The sequence below is a fragment of the Thermococcus fumicolans genome, from assembly GCF_055386755.1.
In genome coordinates, this window is record NZ_AP042424.1 from 489,451 (window position 1) to 509,300 (window position 19,850).

16 protein-coding genes, 1 tRNA gene and 2 rRNA genes are annotated in these 19,850 nt (G+C 59.1%); 15 read left to right on the forward strand and 4 right to left on the reverse strand.

Annotated features, from left to right (window positions below; all coding sequences use genetic code 11):
* Positions 1-118 precede the first annotated feature (118 nt).
* Genes moaA through ACZ5AM_RS02680 form a run of 4 tightly spaced genes read left to right on the forward strand, consistent with a single transcriptional unit; the run spans position 119 to position 2,765 of the window.
* Positions 119-1,042 carry a GTP 3',8-cyclase MoaA gene (gene moaA / locus ACZ5AM_RS02665; protein ID WP_464915907.1) on the forward strand — a complete coding sequence of 308 codons (924 nt, stop codon included), beginning with the start codon at positions 119-121 and terminating at the stop codon, positions 1,040-1,042.
* A gap of 37 nt (positions 1,043-1,079) precedes the next feature.
* Entirely contained in the window at positions 1,080-2,093 is a 1,014-nt protein-coding gene (gene taw22 / locus ACZ5AM_RS02670) for a tRNA (guanine(37)-N1)/4-demethylwyosine(37)-methyltransferase Taw22 (protein ID WP_464915395.1), read from the forward strand.
* Positions 2,094-2,128: 35 nt separating this feature from the next.
* The gene (locus tag ACZ5AM_RS02675) at positions 2,129-2,437 is read left to right on the forward strand and encodes a nucleotidyltransferase family protein (protein WP_464915396.1); all 309 of its coding nucleotides are present in this window, start codon (positions 2,129-2,131) and stop codon (positions 2,435-2,437) included.
* Positions 2,424-2,765, forward strand: coding sequence for a HepT-like ribonuclease domain-containing protein (locus ACZ5AM_RS02680; protein ID WP_464915397.1), 342 nt, complete (start codon positions 2,424-2,426; stop codon positions 2,763-2,765). Before ACZ5AM_RS02675 ends, ACZ5AM_RS02680 begins: the two co-directional genes overlap by 14 nt.
* Positions 2,766-2,793: 28 nt before the next feature.
* Here ACZ5AM_RS02680 and ACZ5AM_RS02685 read toward each other — a convergent pair whose 3' ends face one another.
* Together ACZ5AM_RS02685 and ACZ5AM_RS02690 are read right to left on the reverse strand one after the other, a co-directional pair.
* Positions 2,794-4,284, reverse strand: a complete 1,491-nt coding sequence (locus ACZ5AM_RS02685) for a replication factor C large subunit (protein WP_464915398.1) — start codon at positions 4,282-4,284, stop codon at positions 2,794-2,796.
* Positions 4,285-4,289: 5 nt separating this feature from the next.
* The gene (locus ACZ5AM_RS02690) at positions 4,290-6,890 is read right to left on the reverse strand and encodes a replication factor C small subunit (protein ID WP_464915908.1); all 2,601 of its coding nucleotides are present in this window, start codon (positions 6,888-6,890) and stop codon (positions 4,290-4,292) included.
* Positions 6,891-6,943: 53 nt separating this feature from the next.
* Between ACZ5AM_RS02690 and ACZ5AM_RS02695 the strand changes: the two genes are divergently transcribed.
* From ACZ5AM_RS02695 to ACZ5AM_RS02705, 3 genes are all read left to right on the forward strand, one after another.
* Positions 6,944-7,408 carry a metal-dependent hydrolase gene (locus ACZ5AM_RS02695; RefSeq protein ID WP_464915399.1) on the forward strand — a complete coding sequence of 155 codons (465 nt, stop codon included), beginning with the start codon at positions 6,944-6,946 and terminating at the stop codon, positions 7,406-7,408.
* Positions 7,409-7,463: 55 nt separating this feature from the next.
* Positions 7,464-8,651: a glycine C-acetyltransferase gene (locus tag ACZ5AM_RS02700; protein WP_464915909.1), complete on the forward strand. Its 1,188-nt coding sequence runs from the start codon at positions 7,464-7,466 to the stop codon at positions 8,649-8,651.
* 108 nt (positions 8,652-8,759) lie between these two features.
* Positions 8,760-9,167, forward strand: a complete 408-nt coding sequence (locus ACZ5AM_RS02705) for a hypothetical protein (protein ID WP_464915400.1) — start codon at positions 8,760-8,762, stop codon at positions 9,165-9,167.
* Between the two features lie 52 nt (positions 9,168-9,219).
* Here ACZ5AM_RS02705 and endA read toward each other — a convergent pair whose 3' ends face one another.
* Both endA and rimI read right to left on the reverse strand, forming a co-directional pair.
* Positions 9,220-9,726, reverse strand: coding sequence for a tRNA-intron lyase (gene endA / locus ACZ5AM_RS02710; protein ID WP_464915401.1), 507 nt, complete (start codon positions 9,724-9,726; stop codon positions 9,220-9,222).
* The gene (gene rimI, locus ACZ5AM_RS02715; protein WP_464915402.1) at positions 9,726-10,226 is read right to left on the reverse strand and encodes a ribosomal protein S18-alanine N-acetyltransferase; all 501 of its coding nucleotides are present in this window, start codon (positions 10,224-10,226) and stop codon (positions 9,726-9,728) included. Before rimI ends, endA begins: the two co-directional genes overlap by 1 nt.
* A gap of 148 nt (positions 10,227-10,374) precedes the next feature.
* On the opposite strand from rimI, the gene ACZ5AM_RS02720 reads away from it, so the two are divergent.
* The 8 genes from ACZ5AM_RS02720 (at position 10,375) to ACZ5AM_RS02755 (ending at position 19,828) form a co-directional block, all read left to right on the forward strand.
* Complete coding sequence (locus ACZ5AM_RS02720) at positions 10,375-11,460, forward strand: FecCD family ABC transporter permease (protein ID WP_464915403.1); 1,086 nt, start codon at positions 10,375-10,377, stop codon at positions 11,458-11,460.
* Positions 11,457-12,176, forward strand: coding sequence for an ABC transporter ATP-binding protein (locus tag ACZ5AM_RS02725; RefSeq protein ID WP_464915404.1), 720 nt, complete (start codon positions 11,457-11,459; stop codon positions 12,174-12,176). The genes ACZ5AM_RS02720 and ACZ5AM_RS02725 overlap by 4 nt, the downstream gene beginning before the upstream one ends.
* Before the next feature lie 53 nt (positions 12,177-12,229).
* Positions 12,230-12,832, forward strand: a complete 603-nt coding sequence (gene psmB, locus ACZ5AM_RS02730) for an archaeal proteasome endopeptidase complex subunit beta (protein WP_464915405.1) — start codon at positions 12,230-12,232, stop codon at positions 12,830-12,832.
* 57 nt (positions 12,833-12,889) lie between these two features.
* The gene (locus ACZ5AM_RS02735) at positions 12,890-13,594 is read left to right on the forward strand and encodes a DUF1614 domain-containing protein (protein ID WP_464915406.1); all 705 of its coding nucleotides are present in this window, start codon (positions 12,890-12,892) and stop codon (positions 13,592-13,594) included.
* 70 nt (positions 13,595-13,664) lie between these two features.
* Positions 13,665-14,504, forward strand: a complete 840-nt coding sequence (locus ACZ5AM_RS02740) for a ribose-phosphate diphosphokinase (protein WP_464915910.1) — start codon at positions 13,665-13,667, stop codon at positions 14,502-14,504.
* A gap of 569 nt (positions 14,505-15,073) precedes the next feature.
* Positions 15,074-16,561: ribosomal RNA gene (locus tag ACZ5AM_RS02745) — 16S ribosomal RNA — on the forward strand.
* 53 nt (positions 16,562-16,614) lie between these two features.
* Positions 16,615-16,692 (forward strand) — tRNA-Ala (locus ACZ5AM_RS02750).
* Positions 16,693-16,799: 107 nt separating this feature from the next.
* Positions 16,800-19,828 (forward strand): 23S ribosomal RNA (locus tag ACZ5AM_RS02755).
* Together the 16S and 23S rRNA genes with 1 tRNA gene alongside form the textbook arrangement of a ribosomal RNA operon.
* Positions 19,829-19,850 lie beyond the last annotated feature (22 nt).

The following is a 19,850-nucleotide window of genomic DNA, read 5'->3' on the forward strand; positions in this document are numbered from 1 at the left end:
CCTGTAAACCCTTGCTCCCTCCCCCTACTTTACCTTTTTCCCTCACTTGGGTTAATCAAATACGTTTACCCAAAATCTTTTTTTAAGCCAGTGGGTTAATCATCCCGGTGTTCCCATGGTGCTCTACGACCGCTTCGGAAGACCCGCAACGAACCTCAGGATCTCGCTCACGCAGGACTGCAACTTCCGCTGCTTCTTCTGCCACAGGGAGGGCCAGCACTTCAGCGCGAAGCTGGAGCTAACCCCCGCTGAAATCGAGAGGCTCGTTAGAATAGCATCGCGCCTTGGCATAAAGAAGGTCAAGCTAACCGGCGGCGAGCCTACCGTCAGGAGTGACATACTGGAGATAGTGAGGCTCATAAAGCCCTACGTGGTCGACCTGAGCATGACGACCAACGGGAGCAGGCTTAAAGAGCTGGCGAAACCGCTGGCGAAAGCGGGCCTCGACCGCGTTAACGTCTCCCTCCACAGCCTCAAACCGGACGTTTACAAGCGCATTACGGGCGTCGACATGCTGGAAACAGTTCTTGAGGGAATCGAGGAGGCTGTGAAATACCTCAGCCCGGTCAAGCTCAACATGACCGTTATGAAAGGCCTCAACGATGGTGAAATCTGGGACATGGTGGACTTCGCGGCCAAAACTGGAACGATACTCCAGCTCATCGAGCTTGAAGCCCCGAGGGAGATGACTGAAACCGGCTTCTTCAGGAAGTACTTCTACCCGCTCAAGCCCGTCGAGAGAGAGCTTGAGAAGAAAGCTATAGAGACGCGCGAGAGGAGGATGCACAGGCGGAAGAAGTATTTCGTACCGACGGACTACGGCGTTGCCGAGGTCGAGGTGGTCAGGGCGATGCACAACACGGTCTTCTGCGCCAACTGCACCCGCTTGAGGGTCACCTCGGACGGCAAGTTCAAGACCTGCCTGCTGAGAAAGAACGACCTGATAGACTTCGCCACGGCCATGAGAAATGGCGCGAGTGATGCGGAGATAGTTGATATATTCAGGAAGGCTGTTCTCATGCGCGAGCCCTACTGGAAGTGAAGCTTTTAAGGTTCTTTTCCAACCAACTTCGGTAGCCATGCCCGCGCTGAAGGTTCCAAAGGGGGAAGCGGAGCCGGTGAAGAGGAAGCTAAAGAAGCTGGGCCTCTACGACGGCAAGAGGCGGCCGAGGAGGGAAGGTGAGTCCGTTCTCCTCCCCGTCATCGATGACCCAGCCGTTCGCGAGCTCGGCTACGAAGTTTTAGAGGTTGAACTCCCTCTCAGGCCGGAGAGGCAGATATACAAGAACCTCGAGAGCGTTCTGGCCGAGAGGCTAACCCCCGAGGAGCTGAGACACCTAAGGAGGTACGACGTCGTCGGGGACATAGCGGTAGTCCAGATACCGCGGGAGCTGTGGCACAGGGTCGACGACATCGTTTGGGGCCTGCGGAAGGTTCATCCGTTCATCAGGGTCGTGGCCCAGAAGGGCTTCCACGAGGGGGCCTTCAGGATAAGGGAGTACTCGATAATCTGGGGCGAGAAGAGACTCGAGACCGTCCACAAGGAAAACGGCGTCGAGATAAAGGTCGACCTCTCAAAGGCCTTCTTCAACCCGAGGATGAAGGGCGAACGCTACCGCCTTGCCCAGCTCGTCCGCGATGGCGAGAGAATTCTAATCCCCTTCGCCGGCGTTCTGCCGTACGCTCTCGTTATAGCGCGGTACAGGAAGGTAAAAATCACTGCGGTGGAGCTGAACAGGGAGGCCTACGAACTGGGTTTGGAGAACATTGAGCGCAACAGGAAGTGCTTGAAAGGGGAGATAGAGTTCATTCACGGAGATGCATTCAAGGTTCTGCCGGAACTGCCGAGCTACGACCGCGTGATAAGCCCCACGCCGAGGGACGTCGATGCCCTAGCCCTAACTCTGAGCAAAGCGGAGAGGTGGCTCCACTACTACGACTTCGTTCACGAGGCGGAGATAGATGACTTCAAGGAGAGGATAATCGAGGAGTGCTTAAGGCAGGGAAAGGAGTGCGACGTTAGGGTGAAGAAGGTCAGCGACTTCAAGCCCCACGTTTTTAAGGTCTGTGCGGACGTGAGGATTCTGGGATGAAGGTTTATTAGGCTCGAGGTCGTAACTTCAAGTGTATGGCCCCGAGAGACATCGCTGAGGTAATTGAGGTTCTCAAAAGGCACTCCAATGAGATACGGCGCCTTGGGGTTAGGCGGCTCTGGCTTTTTGGCTCGTATGCCCGGGGAGAAGCCAGGGAGGGCAGCGATTTGGACGTTCTGGTCGAGTTCGAGCCTGGGAAGAAGACCTTTGATAACTACATGGAGCTGAAGTTCCTCCTCGAAGACCTGCTCGGGATTGAGGTTGACCTCATAACCGTTGAGGCCCTGAAACCCGGCGTTAGAGAGTACGTTTGGAGGGAGGCGGTGGCCCTTGAGGGATTATAGGCTCTACATCAACGACGTCTTGGAGGCCATCTCGCGGATTGAAGAGTACACGGAAGGCATGAGCCTCGAGGAATTCCAGGCGAGTCTGATGGTCATAGATGCAGTCGTGCGAAATCTGGAGATAATAGGGGAAGCGTGCCGGGCTATCCCGGCCGATGTGCGCGAGAGACACCCGGAAATCGAATGGAGGAAGATAATCGGCCTCAGGAACATCCTCATACACCAGTACTTCGGCGTTGACACCGTCTTGATATGGGATTTAATAAGGAACAAGCTCCCCGAACTGAAGGAAAAGATGACCGCGCTCCTTGAAGAACTCCAGCCGTGAACACCATAGAATAGGGAGAGAAGGGAAATCACTTCTTCAAAAAGTCGAACAGCGTCGCCTGCTTGCCCTTCTTCTTCGGCCGGTCTATCTTCTCTGACTCCTCCTTTCCGACCGGCTCGATTTCCTCCTCCGCCTTCTCAAGCTCCTCCTCGCTTATCTCCTCTTCAGTCCCTTCCCCAGCTTCTTCCGCCTCTTCCTCCGCGGCAGTCTCCTCTTCGCTCTCCTTTCCAGCTTCCCTGGCCCTGGCTTCCAGTTCACTCTCTCTCTTCAGCTTCTTCTCGATGTTCATGCTCTTGGCCCATATCGTCTTGGCCTTCTCCCTGTCTCCGACTATGAACTCGACCTCCTTCAGGTCGAGGTCGAGGTAGACGACGAAGTGGGCCGCCATGTCGGGGTTGTTCTCGAATATCGCCCTGAGGTAGTTGAGGGTCTCCAAAGCCTCGAGCTTGGCCATGTGCATCTCTTTCATTATCTTCTTTATGACCGAGTCCCTCAAAGTCCGCTCAGTCTTGCTCTCGGTGAGGAGCTTTATCGTCTTCGGGGGGTAGATCCTGACAAAGCCCTTCTTCTTGACGCCGGCAACGGCAACGCCTGCCGTCATCATGTCGGTCGCGTACTTCCAGAGGGAATACGCTCCGGTTCTCTGCGCCCTCCCGAGGTATATGTCGGCCCTGCTTATCGCCTCGTAGGCCCTCGCTATGTCCTCGGGCCTGTAGTAGACGTAGGGGACGTTCTCGTCTATCCACTGGAGCAGCTCATGCGGGAACATGTCGACGCCCAGAACCGCGAGTTTGGCCCTCTTGGCGTTGTCGGTGGCGAAGACCTGTGCCAAAGCCTGGAAGACGCTCTTCTCGGTGTCGCGGTAGGCCAAGACCTCGTGGGCGTCCTCAACTCCCCCAGTCACGACGGTCTGGAGGTCGTTTACAGCCGCCCTCAGGTCGCCGTTGGCGTGCTTGGCTATGTCGTAGAGAACCTCCTTGGGGACTGTAACCCCTTCCCTGTGGAGTATTCTGGCCAGGGCCTTGATTATGTCCCTCTGGGTGAGGCGCTTGTACTCGACTATCTGGGCCTTGTTGCGTATCTCCCTCGGAACCTCCCAGTAGTGGTTGGCGGCCATTATTATCGGGTTTCTGGCCCTGTCGATGAGCTTGGCTATCTCCTTGGCCCCGCTCGGCTCTATGTTGTCCGCCTCGTCGAGAAAGATGAGCTTCCGGTGCTTCCCGAGGATGTCCATCGTGTAGGCAGCTTGAACGTAGCGCTCTATCTTCTCGTAGGTTCGCTCGTCGCTCGCGTTCAGCTCGATTACCTCGAAGCCGTACTCGTTCGCTAGAGCGTAGACGGTAGTGGTTTTCCCGCTTCCTGGCGGGCCGGCGAGGATTAAAGCCTTCTTTTTGGGCGGATGGCCGTGGAGCCACGCCTCAACCCACGCCCTGACCTGCTCTATCGCCTTCGTCTGGTTGACTATCTCGCTAAGCTTTCTCGGCCTGTACTTCTCGACCCAGGGCATCTCCCTCGGCATAGCTATCACTTGCCCATTATGGTGAACTGAGCCAGCAGAGCCTCGAGCTGTATCATCTCGTTGGCCCCTTCAACTAACCTGAAGTTGTACTCGCCTATCTTGTCGGCCAAAGCGACCTTCTTATCCTCCGGAATCGGCAGGTTGAAGACCTCCTTGTGCATCTGGATGAGGACGTCCTCGCCGCTGAGGCCCTGCTTGAGGAGAATCTCCCTCAGCTTGTCCCTGGCCTTGAGGAAGTTGCCCTCAAGGGCGAGCTGCATCATGTCGCGGACATCTTCAGGCCTCGCCCTGCTGGCGACGAGGAAGACGTTCTCGTCTGTTATCTTGGTGTCAAGGGCAGCAGCGGCCTGAAGAACGTTTATCGCGCGCCTCATGTCTCCCTCGGCAACGTAGAGTATCGCCTGGAGGCCATCCTCCGTCAGCTCGAGGCCCTCGTTCTCCGCGATGTACCTTATCCGCTCCGCTATGTCCTCGTCGTTGAGCGGCCTGAAGCGGAAGATGGCGCACCTGCTCTGGATCGGCTCGATTATCTTCGAGGAGTAGTTGCAGCTCAGGATAAAGCGGACGTTGTTAGAGAACATCTCCATCGTTCTCCTGAGGGCCTGCTGGGCGTCCTGGGTTAGAGCGTCAGCCTCATCGAGGAAGATTATCTTGAAGCTCGCGCTCCCTATCGGCTTCGTCCTTGCGAACTCCTTCACCTTCTCGCGGATGACGTTTATGCCGCGCTCGTCGCTCGCGTTCAGCTCGAGGAAGTTGTGCCTCCAGTTCTCGCCGAAGAGTTCTCTCGCAAGGGCTAAAGCTGCTGTTGTGTTGTGGAGAACCGTCGGAAGGTTGCCGCCTATGAAGTTGTGGTAGCCAGGCACGTGGAGGTCGTAGATTACGAAGTCGCCTTCGAGCTTTTTGACCTCGACTATCTCGTCCCAGAGAAGCTCGTTCTGGGCGAGGAAGATTAGGTAAGCCACTCCCCGCTTGAGCTTGTCGTCGTTCAGGATTTCCCTCAGGAGCTTCAGCTCGGCCTTCCTGATTTCCTCAAGGGTTTCTATTTTCTCGGTGTTGCTCTCGAGGATTATTCTAACGCTTGAGTTCCATGTGCCCATAAGCTTTCCAATCTCAGCGTAGCTGGAGTACTTCCGGGCAAAGGTTCTCATGGCCTCTACCGTTTCCTCAAGCTCAATTCCAAGGGCCTTCGCAATCTTGAGGTAGTTCCTCAGGCTGGGCCTCCTCTTGCCCCTGATGTACTCAAGGAGCCTGTCGGCCCGTATTTCCGTCTTCTCGGCTATTTCCTTCCTCTTTTCAGCTACTTCGTTCCAGTCGATGAGTACACTCTTCGAGAGGGCCTTTTCAAGCCTCTCCAGCTCGTCGAGGCGGTAGTAGATTTTCTTCATCAGCTCCCAGGCTATTTTCCTGGCCTTCTCGGGACTCCAGCGGGCTTTGTCGTCGTAGAAGTTGAGCTTAAGCCTGTCCCTGACGTAGGAAATCAGCTCCCTGTCGGCGTAGAGCGAGCCGACGTTGGGGTTTGGCCTCTTTATCAGGGCCTCGGCCTTTCTCCTCTTCTCCTCAACTGAGAAGCCGACCTCCGAGAGGAAGTGGGATATGTTTTCAGAGCCGGAAATCACAACGTAGTAGTAGGTGCGTCCCCTAACGGTTTTGCTCCTGACCTTGGCAACCACTCCGAGTCCGGCCAGAGCGTAGGAAACCTGTTCCGCCATCTCCCTGCTCGCGGTTGAGAGGACGATACCGATTTTCTCCACGCCGGCGTCGCAGTCGAAGTAGGCCCTCAGGAAGGAGCGCAGGCCCTTCCATCCCTGCTCCGGTATGTGAACTTTGTCAGCCTTTCTGCCCGCGAGGCCGAGGCGTTTAACGAGCTCCTTCGCCATCTTTGAGTTCACGTAAACGTCTGGAGCGCGGTTTTTATGGATTCTCTCCTTAATCCTCGCGTCTGGGAAGAGCCCCTCGGTCAGCTCCATGAAGCGCTTCCTCAGCCTCTCATCGGTGTTGGTGAAGGTTATGGCGTTTGTTGTTGAATCGGCGTGGCCGTCGCCGATGAAGTAGCCGAGCCATTCTGCCAGGGGGTCTTCATCGAGAACCGCCGGGAGGAAGCGCGGAACTGCAAGCCTGTCCCCGGGCTTAAGCTCTTCGGCCTTAACCCACTCGATTCTTCCGTCCTTCCTGTTCACGAGGAGGGGATGGTAAGGGGTGACCTTGAGCTCCCTGCCGAGTCTCGTCCTTATTCTAACAAGCTCCTTGGTTCTGTCTTTGTAGACGTACTCAACCGACAACTCCCTCAGTTTGCCATCTTCATCAACGCCGAGAACCCTGAGGCCGTTGACAGGGGTCGGGCCGAACTTTCCGTTGCTTAGCCTCTCAACAATCTCACCTATTGTCGTTAGCTCACCGTTGACTATAACTTTGGCATCGCCTGTAAGGCACTTTCCAACGCCCGGAGGCCCTGCAAAGAGCAGGTGCGGCATCGAGCCGGTCTTGGCGTAGTGCTTGAGCCTCTTGACTATGTGAGCCTGACCGACTATATCGTCGAGCCTCTGGGGCCTGTACTTCTCAACCCAGGGCTTCTCGAGAATCTTAACCTCCTGAACTTCAGCCGACATAGCTATCACCTACTCTAAAGGTTATGAAGGGTTCGGGTATTTAGCCTTTTGCCATGGATCCGGTGGAACACGCCTCGATACCAACTCTGGCATACCTCGCCCTCTCGAACGAACCAACGTGGGGCGGAGCGTTAGCCCTCGCCATCGGGGCGACCTTCCCTGACCTCGATGCATTCACGAGGGAGCACCGCTCATACCTTCACTCGCTCCTCTTTGCCCTCCCGGCCTTCCTCCTCGCCTACCTCTCGGACAACCCTTACGCTCTCCTCTTCTCCATCGGCTGGCTCAGCCACCTCTTCCTGGACTTCTTCACCGGCGTAATCCCACCGGTCTATCCGCTCAGCAGGCGCGGCTGGGGAGTCGAGATAACCGCCCGCGGTGGGCCCTCGGGATTCGGAATAGGAGTCAGGGTCGTGGAGAACTATCCAGACCCGAGGCACGACTACGAGCTGAACATCGGCGGGAGCGTTGCGCTGGGTCTCATAGCTCTCGCGGCGCTGATAATCAGGCTGCACTGAACCGGACAGTGCAAAACTTTTATACCTCGATGACCAATAAGCACCGGTGGTTCTCATGGCGAAACTCGACTGGATTAGGGAAGAGCTCCAGGAGCTTAAGGATAAGGGGCTCTATGTGACCATAAGGAAGCTTGAAAGCGCCCAGGGCCCGTGGGTGGTCGTCGACGGCAAGAAGGTTCTCAACATGTGCTCGAACAACTACCTCGGCTTAGCCGCCGCCCCGGAGATTCGCTACGCGGCGATAAGGGCCATCCTCGACTACGGTGTTGGCGCTGGGGCCGTTAGAACCATAGCCGGAACGATGGAGCTCCACGTCGAGCTCGAGGAGAAGCTCGCCAAGTTCAAGAAGCGCGAGGCTGCCATACTCCTCCAGAGCGGCTACAACGCCAACCTCGGAGCGATAAGCGCCCTCCTCAAGAAGGGCGAAGATGGAGTCTTCATCAGCGAGGAGCTCAACCACGCTAGTATAATCGACGGAATGCGCCTCAGCGGTGCGCCGAAGGTCATCTACAAGCACCTCGACATGGAGGACCTCGAGAAGAAACTCAAGGAGAACAAGGACAAGAAGAAGAAAATCATCGTCAGCGACGGTGTCTTCTCGATGGACGGCGACCTCGCCAAGCTCCCGGAGATGGCCGAGCTCGCTGAACAGTACGACGCGGTTCTCTACATCGACGACGCCCACGGTGAAGGAGTCTTAGGTGACAGCGGAAGGGGTATAGTCGACCATTTCAACCTCCACGACAGGGTCGACTTCGAGATGGGAACGCTGAGCAAGGCCTTCGGTGTCATAGGCGGCTACGTCGCCGGACCCGAGGAGGCCATCGAGTACCTCCGCCAGAGGGCCAGGCCGTTCCTCTTCTCAAGCGCCCCGAACCCGCCCGATGTTGCCGCGGCAATCGCTGCCGTTGAGATACTCCAGAGGAGCGACGAGCTCGTCAAGAAGCTCTGGGACAACACCCACTTCCTCCAGAACGGGCTGAGAGAGCTCGGCTACGACCTCGGCAACACCAAGCACCCGATCACCCCGGTCATGCTCTACGATGAGAAGCTCGCCCAGGAGTTCAGCAGGCGCTTATACGAGGAGTACAACATCTTCGCGCAGGCGATAGTGTACCCGACCGTCCCGCTCGGAACCGCGAGGATAAGGCTCGAGCCTTCAGCGGGCCACAGCAAGGAAGATTTGCAGTACGTCATCGACGCCTTCGAGGACCTCGGAAAGAAGACCGGGTTCCTGAAGTGATGCCCTTTCTCTCTTTGTTTCTCTAGAAAATTTGTGGTGGAGTGCCGTGTCTGTAGAGGTGCTCGATGGACTTAGGGTGACGCTGTAGTTCGAGATGGAGGCCTTTGGATGGAGTGGATTAAACTCCTACCCCATGAGGAGGGCGTTGGGAGGATAGGGAAAGAGGCAGTCTCGTGCTTCGTCCTTCTTTCCTGGATGTACATGGTCACCATGTGGGCGATATCGAGCGGGATCGCGGTACACCCCGGGGAGTTCCTTAGCCTGGTGCTGTCTCCCAAAGCGATCTCAACGGCCATACTAGCTGTGGTGGTTGCAGTTGCTATGAGAAAGCTCAGCGGCTATAAGCCCGCCTCTTATCGCTACGGCTGGGCTCTGACCGCGATCGGTATGTTCGTGTTCCCGTTCATGTCCCTCACGGGGAGTTACTTATTGACGACGCTGTTCTTCTTGCTGTGGTATTACTCCGTGATCTGGGCCTTCTCCTGGGAGGCCGCACCGAAGGTCTCTAGGCGGTGAGTCCCTTTGCCAAAGAATAGGGGTTAAAAGGTCTTGAAAAGCCGGCTGGTAACTAAAACTTCACCCACTCGATCCTGTAATAGACCACGTCCCCGTCGTCGTCAACGACGGCCATGATCATGTTCTTCCTCACCCCGTGGGCAACTCTAACGCGAGCGGTTACGTCGTTTGGGCTCATGGTCTTGTGCTCTGGAACGACCCAGACGAGCCACTGGGAGTGCTCGTCCATCCCGCGGCGGTAAACGCGGAAGTGGGAGCCGAACTTTAGGCCGGACTTCACAGTGTAACCCCTGTCGCGGAGATCCTTGTAGACGAGGTACTTCGCATCGAACAGCTCGTCCTCCTTCCTCCCCAGCTTCATGATCTCCTCCAAGGAGAGCTTTTTCTTGCCGTCCCTGACCTCTATCTTCCCCCTCTCCGTTAGGTAGGCTGCCTCGAGGAGGGAGAGAAAGACCTTGCCGTTGACGAGCTTTCCGTAGTGGCGGTTGTTGTGAAGGCCGTCGACGGCGTTTTTATCCGTTGAAAACGCCCTGTTCCCGCTGAGGTAGAAGACTATCATCAGTTGCCCCTCCATTCGTCGGCCGGCAGGAGCATGTAGTAGGCGTCCTCGCCGTCGGAGTAGTAGCCTATCACCCTCTTCACCTTTTTAAATCCGAACCTCTGGTAGAGCCTTATTGCCCCCTGGTTGCTGACCCTCACCTCGAGGCCGATGTAGCGGGCCCCCTTCTTTATGAGTCTCTCGATGGCCTCGGTCAGCAGGGCCGAGCCTATCCCGTTGCCCCTGTAGGCGGGATCGACTGCTATGCTCATTATGTGACCCTCTAGGTCGGGTCTCAGGTAGGCCATTACGTAACCTATGACCTTCCCGTTGTACTCCGCGACCAGAAAGGTGTCCGGGTTCCTGTCCAGGAAGGTGAGGAATATCCCCCTCGGGTACCGTTCGCGGAAGGAGTCGCCCTCTATCCTCATGACCTCGGGTATGTCGAAGAGCTTGGCGGGCCTTATGACCACCATCGCCAGGGGCACCCTTCCGCTCAGCTGCTTCGTTGAGACGCTCATGTTCCATCCTACGACCCTAGGACTTTTAAGGCTTGAGGGGAACTGGAGTGCGGCCGTGATGAGCACTCTCGAATCTGACCGCGGGGATGATGACCGGATTCCTGGCTGATGACGAAAAGCTTTAAACGATGGACAAATAGTCCAGCACATGAGAAAGTGGCTCGCGTCGTTGGTGGTGCTGTCGCTGGCTTCGGTGTTCCTCGGTGTCTACGTTGGATCCGTTTACATCAGACCCGGTACGGTCAGCGGGGCGATCGTCCACGGCTTTAAGACGACCTTTGCAGGGTGGCTCTCCCTCTTTCTCGGGAAACTGGGTTCGTTCCTTCACTCCGAGGCCCTTCTGCGGCTCTCTAGTTCCCTCGCTTCCGTCGCCAGTGAAAGGGGCCCCAGGTACTTCTTTATAGTCTGGAACCTCCGCCTTCCTAGGGTTCTGCTGGCCTACTTCGTCGGCCTCTCGCTATCAACTGCGGGCGTTGCTAGCCAGGCCCTCTTCAAGAACCCCATGGCGGATCCCTACATCATAGGCGTCAGCGGTGGGGCTAGCGTGGGGGCTGCCCTGGGGATGATCTACGCCCCCGACTACGTCCCGGTACTCTCCTTTGCCTTCGCCCTCCTGGCAGTTTACGCGGTCTACTCGGTTGCGAAGGTCGACGGTAGGATCCCGGTGGACACGCTCCTGCTTGCCGGGGTGGCTTTTGGATTCATGGCCGGGGCAATAACTTCCTATCTTGTCCTCACGATGGGGCCAAGGGCCCATCTGACGTACATGTGGCTCATGGGCAGCTTCAACGGGGCCGGTTGGCGTAAGGTCGGGGAAGTCCTCCTGGTTTCTGTCCTGGGGCTCTCGTTCCTACTCTGGAAGTGGAAGGAGCTCAACCTGCTCCTCCTGGGCGAGGAGAGTGTTGCCCTGGGCTTAGACGTTGATGCCTTCAGGAAGATGGTGATCCTCGTGATAGCGGTTATGAGCGCTGTCTCAGTTGCGGCCGCTGGAATAATCGGCTTCGTGGGGCTCATCGGCCCCCATATAGCCAGACTCCTGGTCGGTCCCAACCACAGAAGGCTCACGATAAACGCCGCCCTGCTCGGGGGGATCCTCATGGTTCTGGCCGATTTGGCGGCGAGGATCATCGCGAGACCTACCGAGGTGCCCGTCGGCATAGTCACCGCGATGATGGGCGGCCCCTTCTTCCTGTACCTCCTCCGGAAGCACAAGAGGGGGGAGATGAGGCTATGAAGCTCGAGGTGAACGTTTCTTTTTCGTACGGTGGCGAGGACGTCCTTAGGGGGGTTTCCTTTAAAGCTGAGAGCGGTGAGCTCTTGGCCGTTATAGGGCCGAACGGGGCCGGCAAATCCACGCTCCTGAAATGCATAGCTGGCATATTGAACCCCCGCGGAAAGGTGCTCTTGGGCGGGAGGGATCTCGTATCGATGAAGCCTCCCGAGCGGGCGAGGCTCGTGTCCTATGTCCCCCAGACCTCCTTTCCGGAGTTCAACTTCACGATAGAGGAGTTCGTTGAGATGGGAACTTACTTCACGCGTGGAAGCGTCGAAGAAGCTTTAAAGCGCGTCGGGCTCTGGGAGAGGAGAAGGGAGTCCATCTTCACCCTCTCGGGAGGGGAGTACCAGCTCGCCCTGATAGCGAGAGCTCTGGCCCAGGGGGGCAGGGTTCTCCTCCTCGACGAGCCAACCAGCCACCTCGATATAAACAACGCCCTTGAGATAATGGAGCTGCTGAACGCGCTCAAGTTCGAGAAGATCGTCGTCGCCGTCCTCCACGATCTCAACCTCGCCCTCAGGTACGCGGACAGGGTGCTCATCATGAAGGACGGCTCAAAGTTCTGGGAGGGAAAGGTGACCGAGCTGGATCCCCGCGTTCTTGAGGGGGTCTACGGGGTTAATGTGGAGCTCGTCGAGGGAGAATTGGGGAGGGCCATAGTGGCGGCACTTTGACCCACCAAACCTTTAAATTCTGATGGGGGGAGTTAGTCAGGGGGTGGGAGATTATGGAAGAGAAGAAGACCGGAACGACGACCGTTGGAATAAAGGCGAAGGACGGGGTTGTTCTCGCGGCCGATACTCAGGCGTCACTAGGCAACATGGTCGAAACGCTCAACATAAGGAAGATCCTCCCGATAACGGAGAGAATCGCTATAACAACCGCCGGAAGCGTCGGGGACGTTCAGGCCCTCGCCAGGATGCTCGAGGCTCAGGCCAGGTACTACCAGTTCACGTGGGGTAGGCCCATGACGACTAGGGCCATGGCCAACCTGCTGAGCAACATCCTCAACGAGAACAAGTGGTTCCCCTACATGGTCCAGATCCTCATAGGCGGCTACGTCGATGAGCCCGAGCTCGCCAGCTTGGACGCCCTCGGGGGGCTCGTCTTCGAGAAGTACACCGCGACGGGATCTGGAAGCCCGTTCGCGATAGCCATAATCGAGGATGGCTACAAGGAGGACATGAGCGTTGAGGAGGCGAAGGAACTCGCCGTGAGGGCCGTCAGAACGGCTGGAAAGAGGGACGTTTATACTGGGGAGAGGAAGGTGCAGGTCGTTTCCATAACCAAAGAGGGCATGCTGGAGGAGTTCGTTGAGTTCAAGGGGTGAGCCGCTGCTGGTTTAGCTTTTCCTGCGGCGTTGTGCCTTAGCAGGAGATGGACGGGGATGCCGAGGTACAGGTACATAGTCCCCCCGATAGCCTTTCCGTTCTTCCTCCTCCTAATCGTGCTCTTCGTCCTCTTCTTCACGATCTTCTCAAGCCTTGTCACGGCGGCCTTTCTCAGGCTTGGCATCCCCCCCTCCCTGGCCTACGTCCTCTTCCTGACGTCCCTCATCGGTAGCTTCGTGAACATACCAATCGCTGAGGAGAGATCGTACGTCCCGGTTGTCAGAGTCAGGGAGGTTCGCTTTTTTGGGATCCCCTACCCGGTTCCGTATTTCGACTGGGAGGAGGAGAAGGTCGTTATAGCGATTAACGTCGGCGGCGCCCTCGTGCCCCTGAGCATAGTTTTCTATGAGGTAACTCGTCTGATCTCCCTTGGAATGTACGAACCCCTTCTGAGGCTTGGGGTGTCCATAGCGGTCGCCTCGTTGATAAGCCATGCCGTTGCGAAGCCCGTACCTGGGGTGGGGATAGCCCTGCCGACCCTCGTGCCCCCCCTGATAGCGGTTTCTTTGGCGATCCTCATTGGGGGACAGTGGAAGCCGCTCGTAGCCTACGCCAGCGGCACGATGGGCGTCCTAATAGGGGCCGACCTGATGAACTGGAACCGGATCAAGAACCTGGGCGCCCAGCTGGTCAGCATAGGCGGCGCCGGGACCTTCGATGGAATCTTCCTTGCGGGTATCATAGCGGTTCTCCTGGTTTGACATATCCCTGGCACAGTCGGTTTTTTAAGGGGGAGTGATTTACAGACTGGCGGCAATAGAGGTGATGGCGATGATTGTCATCGGTTCGGGAGCTGTGCATCTCAGGGACGAGATAGAGCAACTCGGGGAAAAGCTGGCTGAGATGGAGATAAAGAAGTTCCCGGATGGGGAGAAGTACGTCAGGGTGCTGTCCAGGGGGGAAGAGGCCACCGTGGTTCAGTCGATGTACCGGCCCCAGGACGAGAACGTTGTCGAAGCCCTGCTCATCGGGGATGCCCTGCGCGAGAGGGGTTTCCGGAGGCTCCGTCTCATCGTCCCGTACCTTGCCTACTCCCGCCAGGACAGGGTTACAAAGGAGGGGGAAGCGATAAGCGTTAGGGCCGTGATGAGGGCCCTTGGGGTTTACTACGACGAGCTCTACGTGGTGGACTTACACAACCCCGAGACGCTGAGGTTCTTTCCGGGAAAGGCGGTTAACGTCTCACCGGCCAGGGCAATAGCGGATTACTTCAGGGACAAGCTCGGCGATGGCATAGTGTTGGCCCCGGACAAGGGAGCCCTTGGGAGAGCCAGGGCCGTGGCCGAGAAGCTTGGTCTGGAGTACAGCCACTTCGAGAAGCGTAGGATGTCGCCGACCGAGGTCGAGATGCGGCCGGTGGAAATTGAGGTCGAGGGCAAGAACGTCCTCATAGTCGACGACATAATAAGCACCGGGGGGACTATGGTCAAGGCGGCGTCGATACTGAAGGAGATGGGTGCGGGGAGGATATTCGTGGGGGTCACCCACGGTGTTTTCTCAGAGGGGGCTATTGAAAGGGTCTCCAGTGCTGTTGACGAGCTCGCCGTTACCAACACGATCCCGACGCCGGTCTCTAGGATAAGCATAGTCCCCGACATACTGGGACTTTAACGGTGATGCGTGGGTCGTTGCCCGTCATTTTCTTTACCCTTGTGAGGTATGGCGCCTGGTTCTGCCGCTCTATCTGGGCACTCTGGGGGATATGTCCTCCTGGCCCGCATAGGGGTGGGGAATTCTCATAGGGTTGGAGTTGTGGTCTCGGTGGTCGCGTTCGTTTGTATAACGCCTGCCCGTTCTGACCGTGCAAAAATTTTGCCGTTTTTATGTCTAAATTTTCGCATTTTGTTGCAGATTTTTGACAGTTTCTTTTTCAAAAATACCGCCCGTCGCGGGTTTTGCAAAAATTTTGTACTGCTGGGGTTCCCGCCTATTGGGTGGAGCGCCCGAACAGGGCGCGAAACACCCGGGCGCCAAGACGGCGGCGTCGGGGGGACAGGGTGCAAAGCACCCACTATGAACCCCGCCCTCCAGCCCGGGTCACAAAAAGGTGCGCTCCCGAGGAAACGCCGAAAGGCGGACCCCTCGGGGGTAAGGCAGGCCCGACATCCCGACCAAACCCCGGACGGGAATTTTGGTACTTCCCCTTTGAGGGAAGTCCCACCGGCCGTACTCCTTGCTCAATTCCGGTTGATCCTGCCGGAGGCCACTGCTATGGGGGTCCGACTAAGCCATGCGAGTCATGGGGCGCGCTCTGCGCGCACCGGCGGACGGCTCAGTAACACGTCGGTAACCTACCCTCGGGAGGGGGATAACCCCGGGAAACTGGGGCTAATCCCCCATAGGCCTGAGGTACTGGAAGGTCCTCAGGCCGAAAGGGTCTCTGACCGCCCGAGGATGGGCCGGCGGCCGATTAGGTAGTTGGTGGGGTAACGGCCCACCAAGCCGAAGATCGGTACGGGCCATGAGAGTGGGAGCCCGGAGATGGACACTGAGACACGGGTCCAGGCCCTACGGGGCGCAGCAGGCGCGAAACCTCCGCAATGCGGGAAACCGCGACGGGGGGACCCCCAGTGCCGTGGCACAGCCACGGCTTTTCCGGAGTGTAAAGAGCTCCGGGAATAAGGGCTGGGCAAGGCCGGTGGCAGCCGCCGCGGTAATACCGGCGGCCCGAGTGGTGGCCGCTATTATTGGGCCTAAAGCGTCCGTAGCCGGGCCCGTAAGTCCCTGGCGAAATCTCACGGCTCAACCGTGGGGCTTGCTGGGGATACTGCGGGCCTTGGGACCGGGAGAGGCCGGGGGTACCCCTGGGGTAGGGGTGAAATCCTGTAATCCCAGGGGGACCGCCAGTGGCGAAGGCGCCCGGCTGGAACGGGTCCGACGGTGAGGGACGAAGGCCAGGGGAGCAAACCGGATTAGATACCCGGGTAGTCCTGGCTGTAAAGGATGCGGGCTAGGTGTCGGGCGAGCTTCGAGCTCGCCCGGTGCCGAAGGGAAGCCGTTAAGCCCGCCGCCTGGGGAGTACGGCCGCAAGGCTGAAACTTAAAGGAATTGGCGGGGGAGCACTACAAGGGGTGGAGCGTGCGGTTTAATTGGATTCAACGCCGGGAACCTCACCGGGGGCGACGGCAGGATGAAGGCCAGGCTGAAGGTCTTGCCGGACACGCCGAGAGGAGGTGCATGGCCGCCGTCAGCTCGTACCGTGAGGCGTCCACTTAAGTGTGGTAACGAGCGAGACCCGCGCCCCCAGTTGCCAGTCCTCCCCGCTGGGGAGGAGGCACTCTGGGGGGACCGCCGGCGATAAGCCGGAGGAAGGAGCGGGCGACGGTAGGTCAGTATGCCCCGAAACCCCCGGGCTACACGCGCGCTACAATGGGCGGGACAATGGGATCCGACCCCGAAAGGGGAAGGGAATCCCCTAAACCCGCCCTCAGTTCGGATCGCGGGCTGCAACTCGCCCGCGTGAAGCTGGAATCCCTAGTACCCGCGTGTCATCATCGCGCGGCGAATACGTCCCTGCTCCTTGCACACACCGCCCGTCACTCCACCCGAGCGGGGTCCGGGTGAGGCCTGGTCTCCCTTCGGGGAGGCCGGGTCGAGCCTGGGCTCCGTGAGGGGGGAGAAGTCGTAACAAGGTAGCCGTAGGGGAACCTACGGCTCGATCACCTCCTATCGCCGGAAATCCCGTCCGGGGGGTTTAAGGGATGTCGGGCCTGCCATGGGTGGGCCGGTAGCTCAGCCTGGTATGAGCGCCGCCCTTGCAAGGCGGAGGCCCCGGGTTCAAATCCCGGCCGGTCCACCACGAAGAGGTGCACATCCCGAGCCCAGCTCGGGGTGGAAGGGCCCGAGACCCCGAACAGGGGTCACGATGAGGGCCGTGCATAGGCGAGCTGGTCCAGGAAACGTCCCGCCCGGTGGCAACTAAGCCGCCTGGTGGATGGCTCGGCTCGGGGCGCCGACGAAGGGCGTGGCAAGCTGCGATAAGCCCCGGCGAGGCGCAGGCAGCCGTCGAACCGGGGATTCCCGAATGGGACCTCCCGCGGCTTTTGCCGCACTCCCAGTCGGGAGGGGGAACGCGGGGAATTGAAACATCTTAGTACCCGCAGGAAAAGAAAGCAAAAGCGATGCCGTGAGTAGGGGCGACCGAAAGCGGCACAGGGCAAACTGAACCCCGGGCCGAAAGGTCCGGGGGATGTGGTGTTGTAGGGTCCCCGCTGGAGCCCTGGGGGTGAAGCCGAAGTCCGCTGGAACGCGGCGCCGTAGAGGGTGATAGCCCCGTAGGCGTAAGCCCCCGAGCTCCTGGGGTGTCCCTGAGTACCGTCGGTCGGATATCCGGCGGGAAGCTGGGAGGCATCGGCTCCCAACCCTAAATACGTCCCGAGACCGATAGCGAACTAGTACCGTGAGGGAAAGCTGAAAAGCACCCCTGGCAGGGGGTGAAAAGAGCCTGAAACCAGGCGGCGATAGGAGGGTGCGGCCCGAAAGGGTTGACCCTCCCCGAAGGAAACACGGGCGACCGTGGAGTACGAGGGGAGGTGACCGGGGTTGCACCGTCCGTCTTGGATCACGGGGCAGGGAGTTCACCCGAGCGGCGAGGTTAAGGGGGTCAACCCCGAAGCCGCAGGGAAACCGACAGGTCCGCAGCCCGTAAGGGCGAGGGACGGGGTGTGAAAGCGCCCGGAGTCGCTCGGGTGAGACCCGAAGCCGGTCGATCTAGCCCGGGGCAGGGTGAAGTCCCTCAACAGAGGGATGGAGGCCCGCTAGGGGTGCTGACGTGCAATTCGCTCCCGTGACCCCGGGCTAGGGGTGAAAGGCCAATCGAGGCCGGCGATAGCTGGTTCCCGCCGAATTATCCCCCAGGATAGCCCGGCCGGAGGTAGGCGGTGGGGTAGAGCACTGATTGGGGGTTTAGGGGGAGAAATCCCCCGGCTCCCTGTCAAACTCCGAACCCACCGCCGCCGTAGATGGCCGGAGTAGGGTGGCGGTGTAAGCCGTCAACCGAGAGGGGAACAACCCAGACCGGGGTTAAGGCCCCTAAATGCCGGCTAAGTGTTACTCCAAAGGGTGTCCCTGGCCTTAGACAGCGGGGAGGTAGGCTTAGAAGCAGCCATCCTTTAAAGAGTGCGTAACAGCTCACCCGTCGAGGTCAGGGGCCCCGAAAATGGACGGGGCTAAAGCCGGCTGCCGAGACCCCGGCGCACGGACCGATTGGTCCGTGATCGGGTAGGCGGGCGTGCCGATGGGGCGGAAGCCGGGCCGTAAGGTCCGGTGGACCCGTCGGTATTGTGGATCCTGCCGGGAGTAGCAGCATAGCCGGGTGAGAATCCCGGCCGCCGTAGGGGCCAGGGTTCCACGGCAATGTTCGTCAGCCGTGGGTTAGTCGGTCCTAAGCGGGTCCGTAACTCGGCGCCCGCGAAAGGGAAACGGGTTTATATTCCCGTACCGCGGTGGTAGGCGCGGCAACGCAAGCCCAGAGGGTGACGCCTCGGGGTAGGCGGACCGGTCCACAAGGCCGGCTAAGCGTATAAGCCCGGGGAGTGCCGTAATGGCGAGAACCGGGTGAAAGCGCGAATGGCCCTCCGTAAGGGGGGTTCCGCCGATCCCTGGGGCCCGTGAAAAGCCCTCTGGGAACGATCCACCGCGACCGTACCGAGAACCGACACTGGTGCCCCTGGGTGAGAAGCCTAAGGCGTGTCGGGGGAAACCCAGCCGAGGGAACTCGGCAAATTGGCCCCGTAACTTCGGGAGAAGGGGTGCCTGCGGGTGCGTAACCCGCAGGTCGCAGTGACTAGGGGGGCCCGACTGTTTAGTAAAAACACAGGTCCCAGCTAGCCCGAAAGGGTTTGTACTGGGGCCGACGCCTGCCCAGTGCCGGTATGTGAAGCCCGGGTCCAACCGGGTGAAGCACCGGTAAACGGCGGGGGTAACTATAACCCTCTTAAGGTAGCGAAATTCCTTGTCGGTTAAATGCCGACCTGCATGAATGGCGTAACGAGGTCCCCACTGTCCCCGGCTGGGGCCCGGCGAAACCTCTGCCAGGCGCATATGCCTGGGACCTCCGGTGGGAAGCGAAGACCCCATGGAGCTTTACTGCAGCCTGCCGTTGCCGTACGGCGGGGGGTGCGCAGCGTAGGCGGGAGGCGTCGAAGCCCGTCCTCCGGGGCGGGTGGAGCCGTCCATGAGACACCGCCCACCCTCTGCCGTACGGCTAACCCCCGATGGGGGGACAGCGGTAGGTGGGCAGTTTGGCTGGGGCGGCACACCCTCGAAAAGGTATCGAGGGTGCCCTAAGGTCGGCTCAGGCGGGTCAGGAATCCGCCGTAGAGTGCAAGGGCAAAAGCCGGCCTGACTGGACCCGTAACAGAGGCGGGTCCAGCCGCGAAAGCGTGGCCTAGCGAACCCCTGTGCCTCCCCGGTGGGGGCCAGGGATGACAGAAAAGCTACCCTGGGGATAACAGAGTCGTCTCGGGCGAGAGCCCATATCGACCCCGAGGCTTGCTACCTCGCTGTCGGCTCTTCCCATCCTGGCCCTGCAGCAGGGGCCAAGGGTGGGGGTGTTCACCCATTAAAGGGGAACGTGAGCTGGGTTTAGACCGTCGTGAGACAGGTCGGATGCTATCTACCGGAGGTGCTGGCCGCCTGAGGGGAAGGCTCCCCCAGTACGAGAGGAACAGGGAGCCGCGGCCTCTGGTCTACCGGTTGTCCTACAGGGCAACGCCGGGCAGCTACGCCGCAGCCGATAAGGCCTGAAAGCATCTAAGGCCGAAGCGGCCCCCGAAAAAAGGCGGCCACTCCTGGGCGTTTGGGCCTGGGCGACCGGTCCGTTGCCCAGGACGAGGGCTCGGGAAGAAGACCCGTTTGATGGGGCGGGGATGTAAGCGGGAAGGGAAACCGACCCGTTCAGTCTGCCGCTCCCAACAGCCCGAGTGCCCCGGGCGGGGCGTCTGATAGACCAGCTCG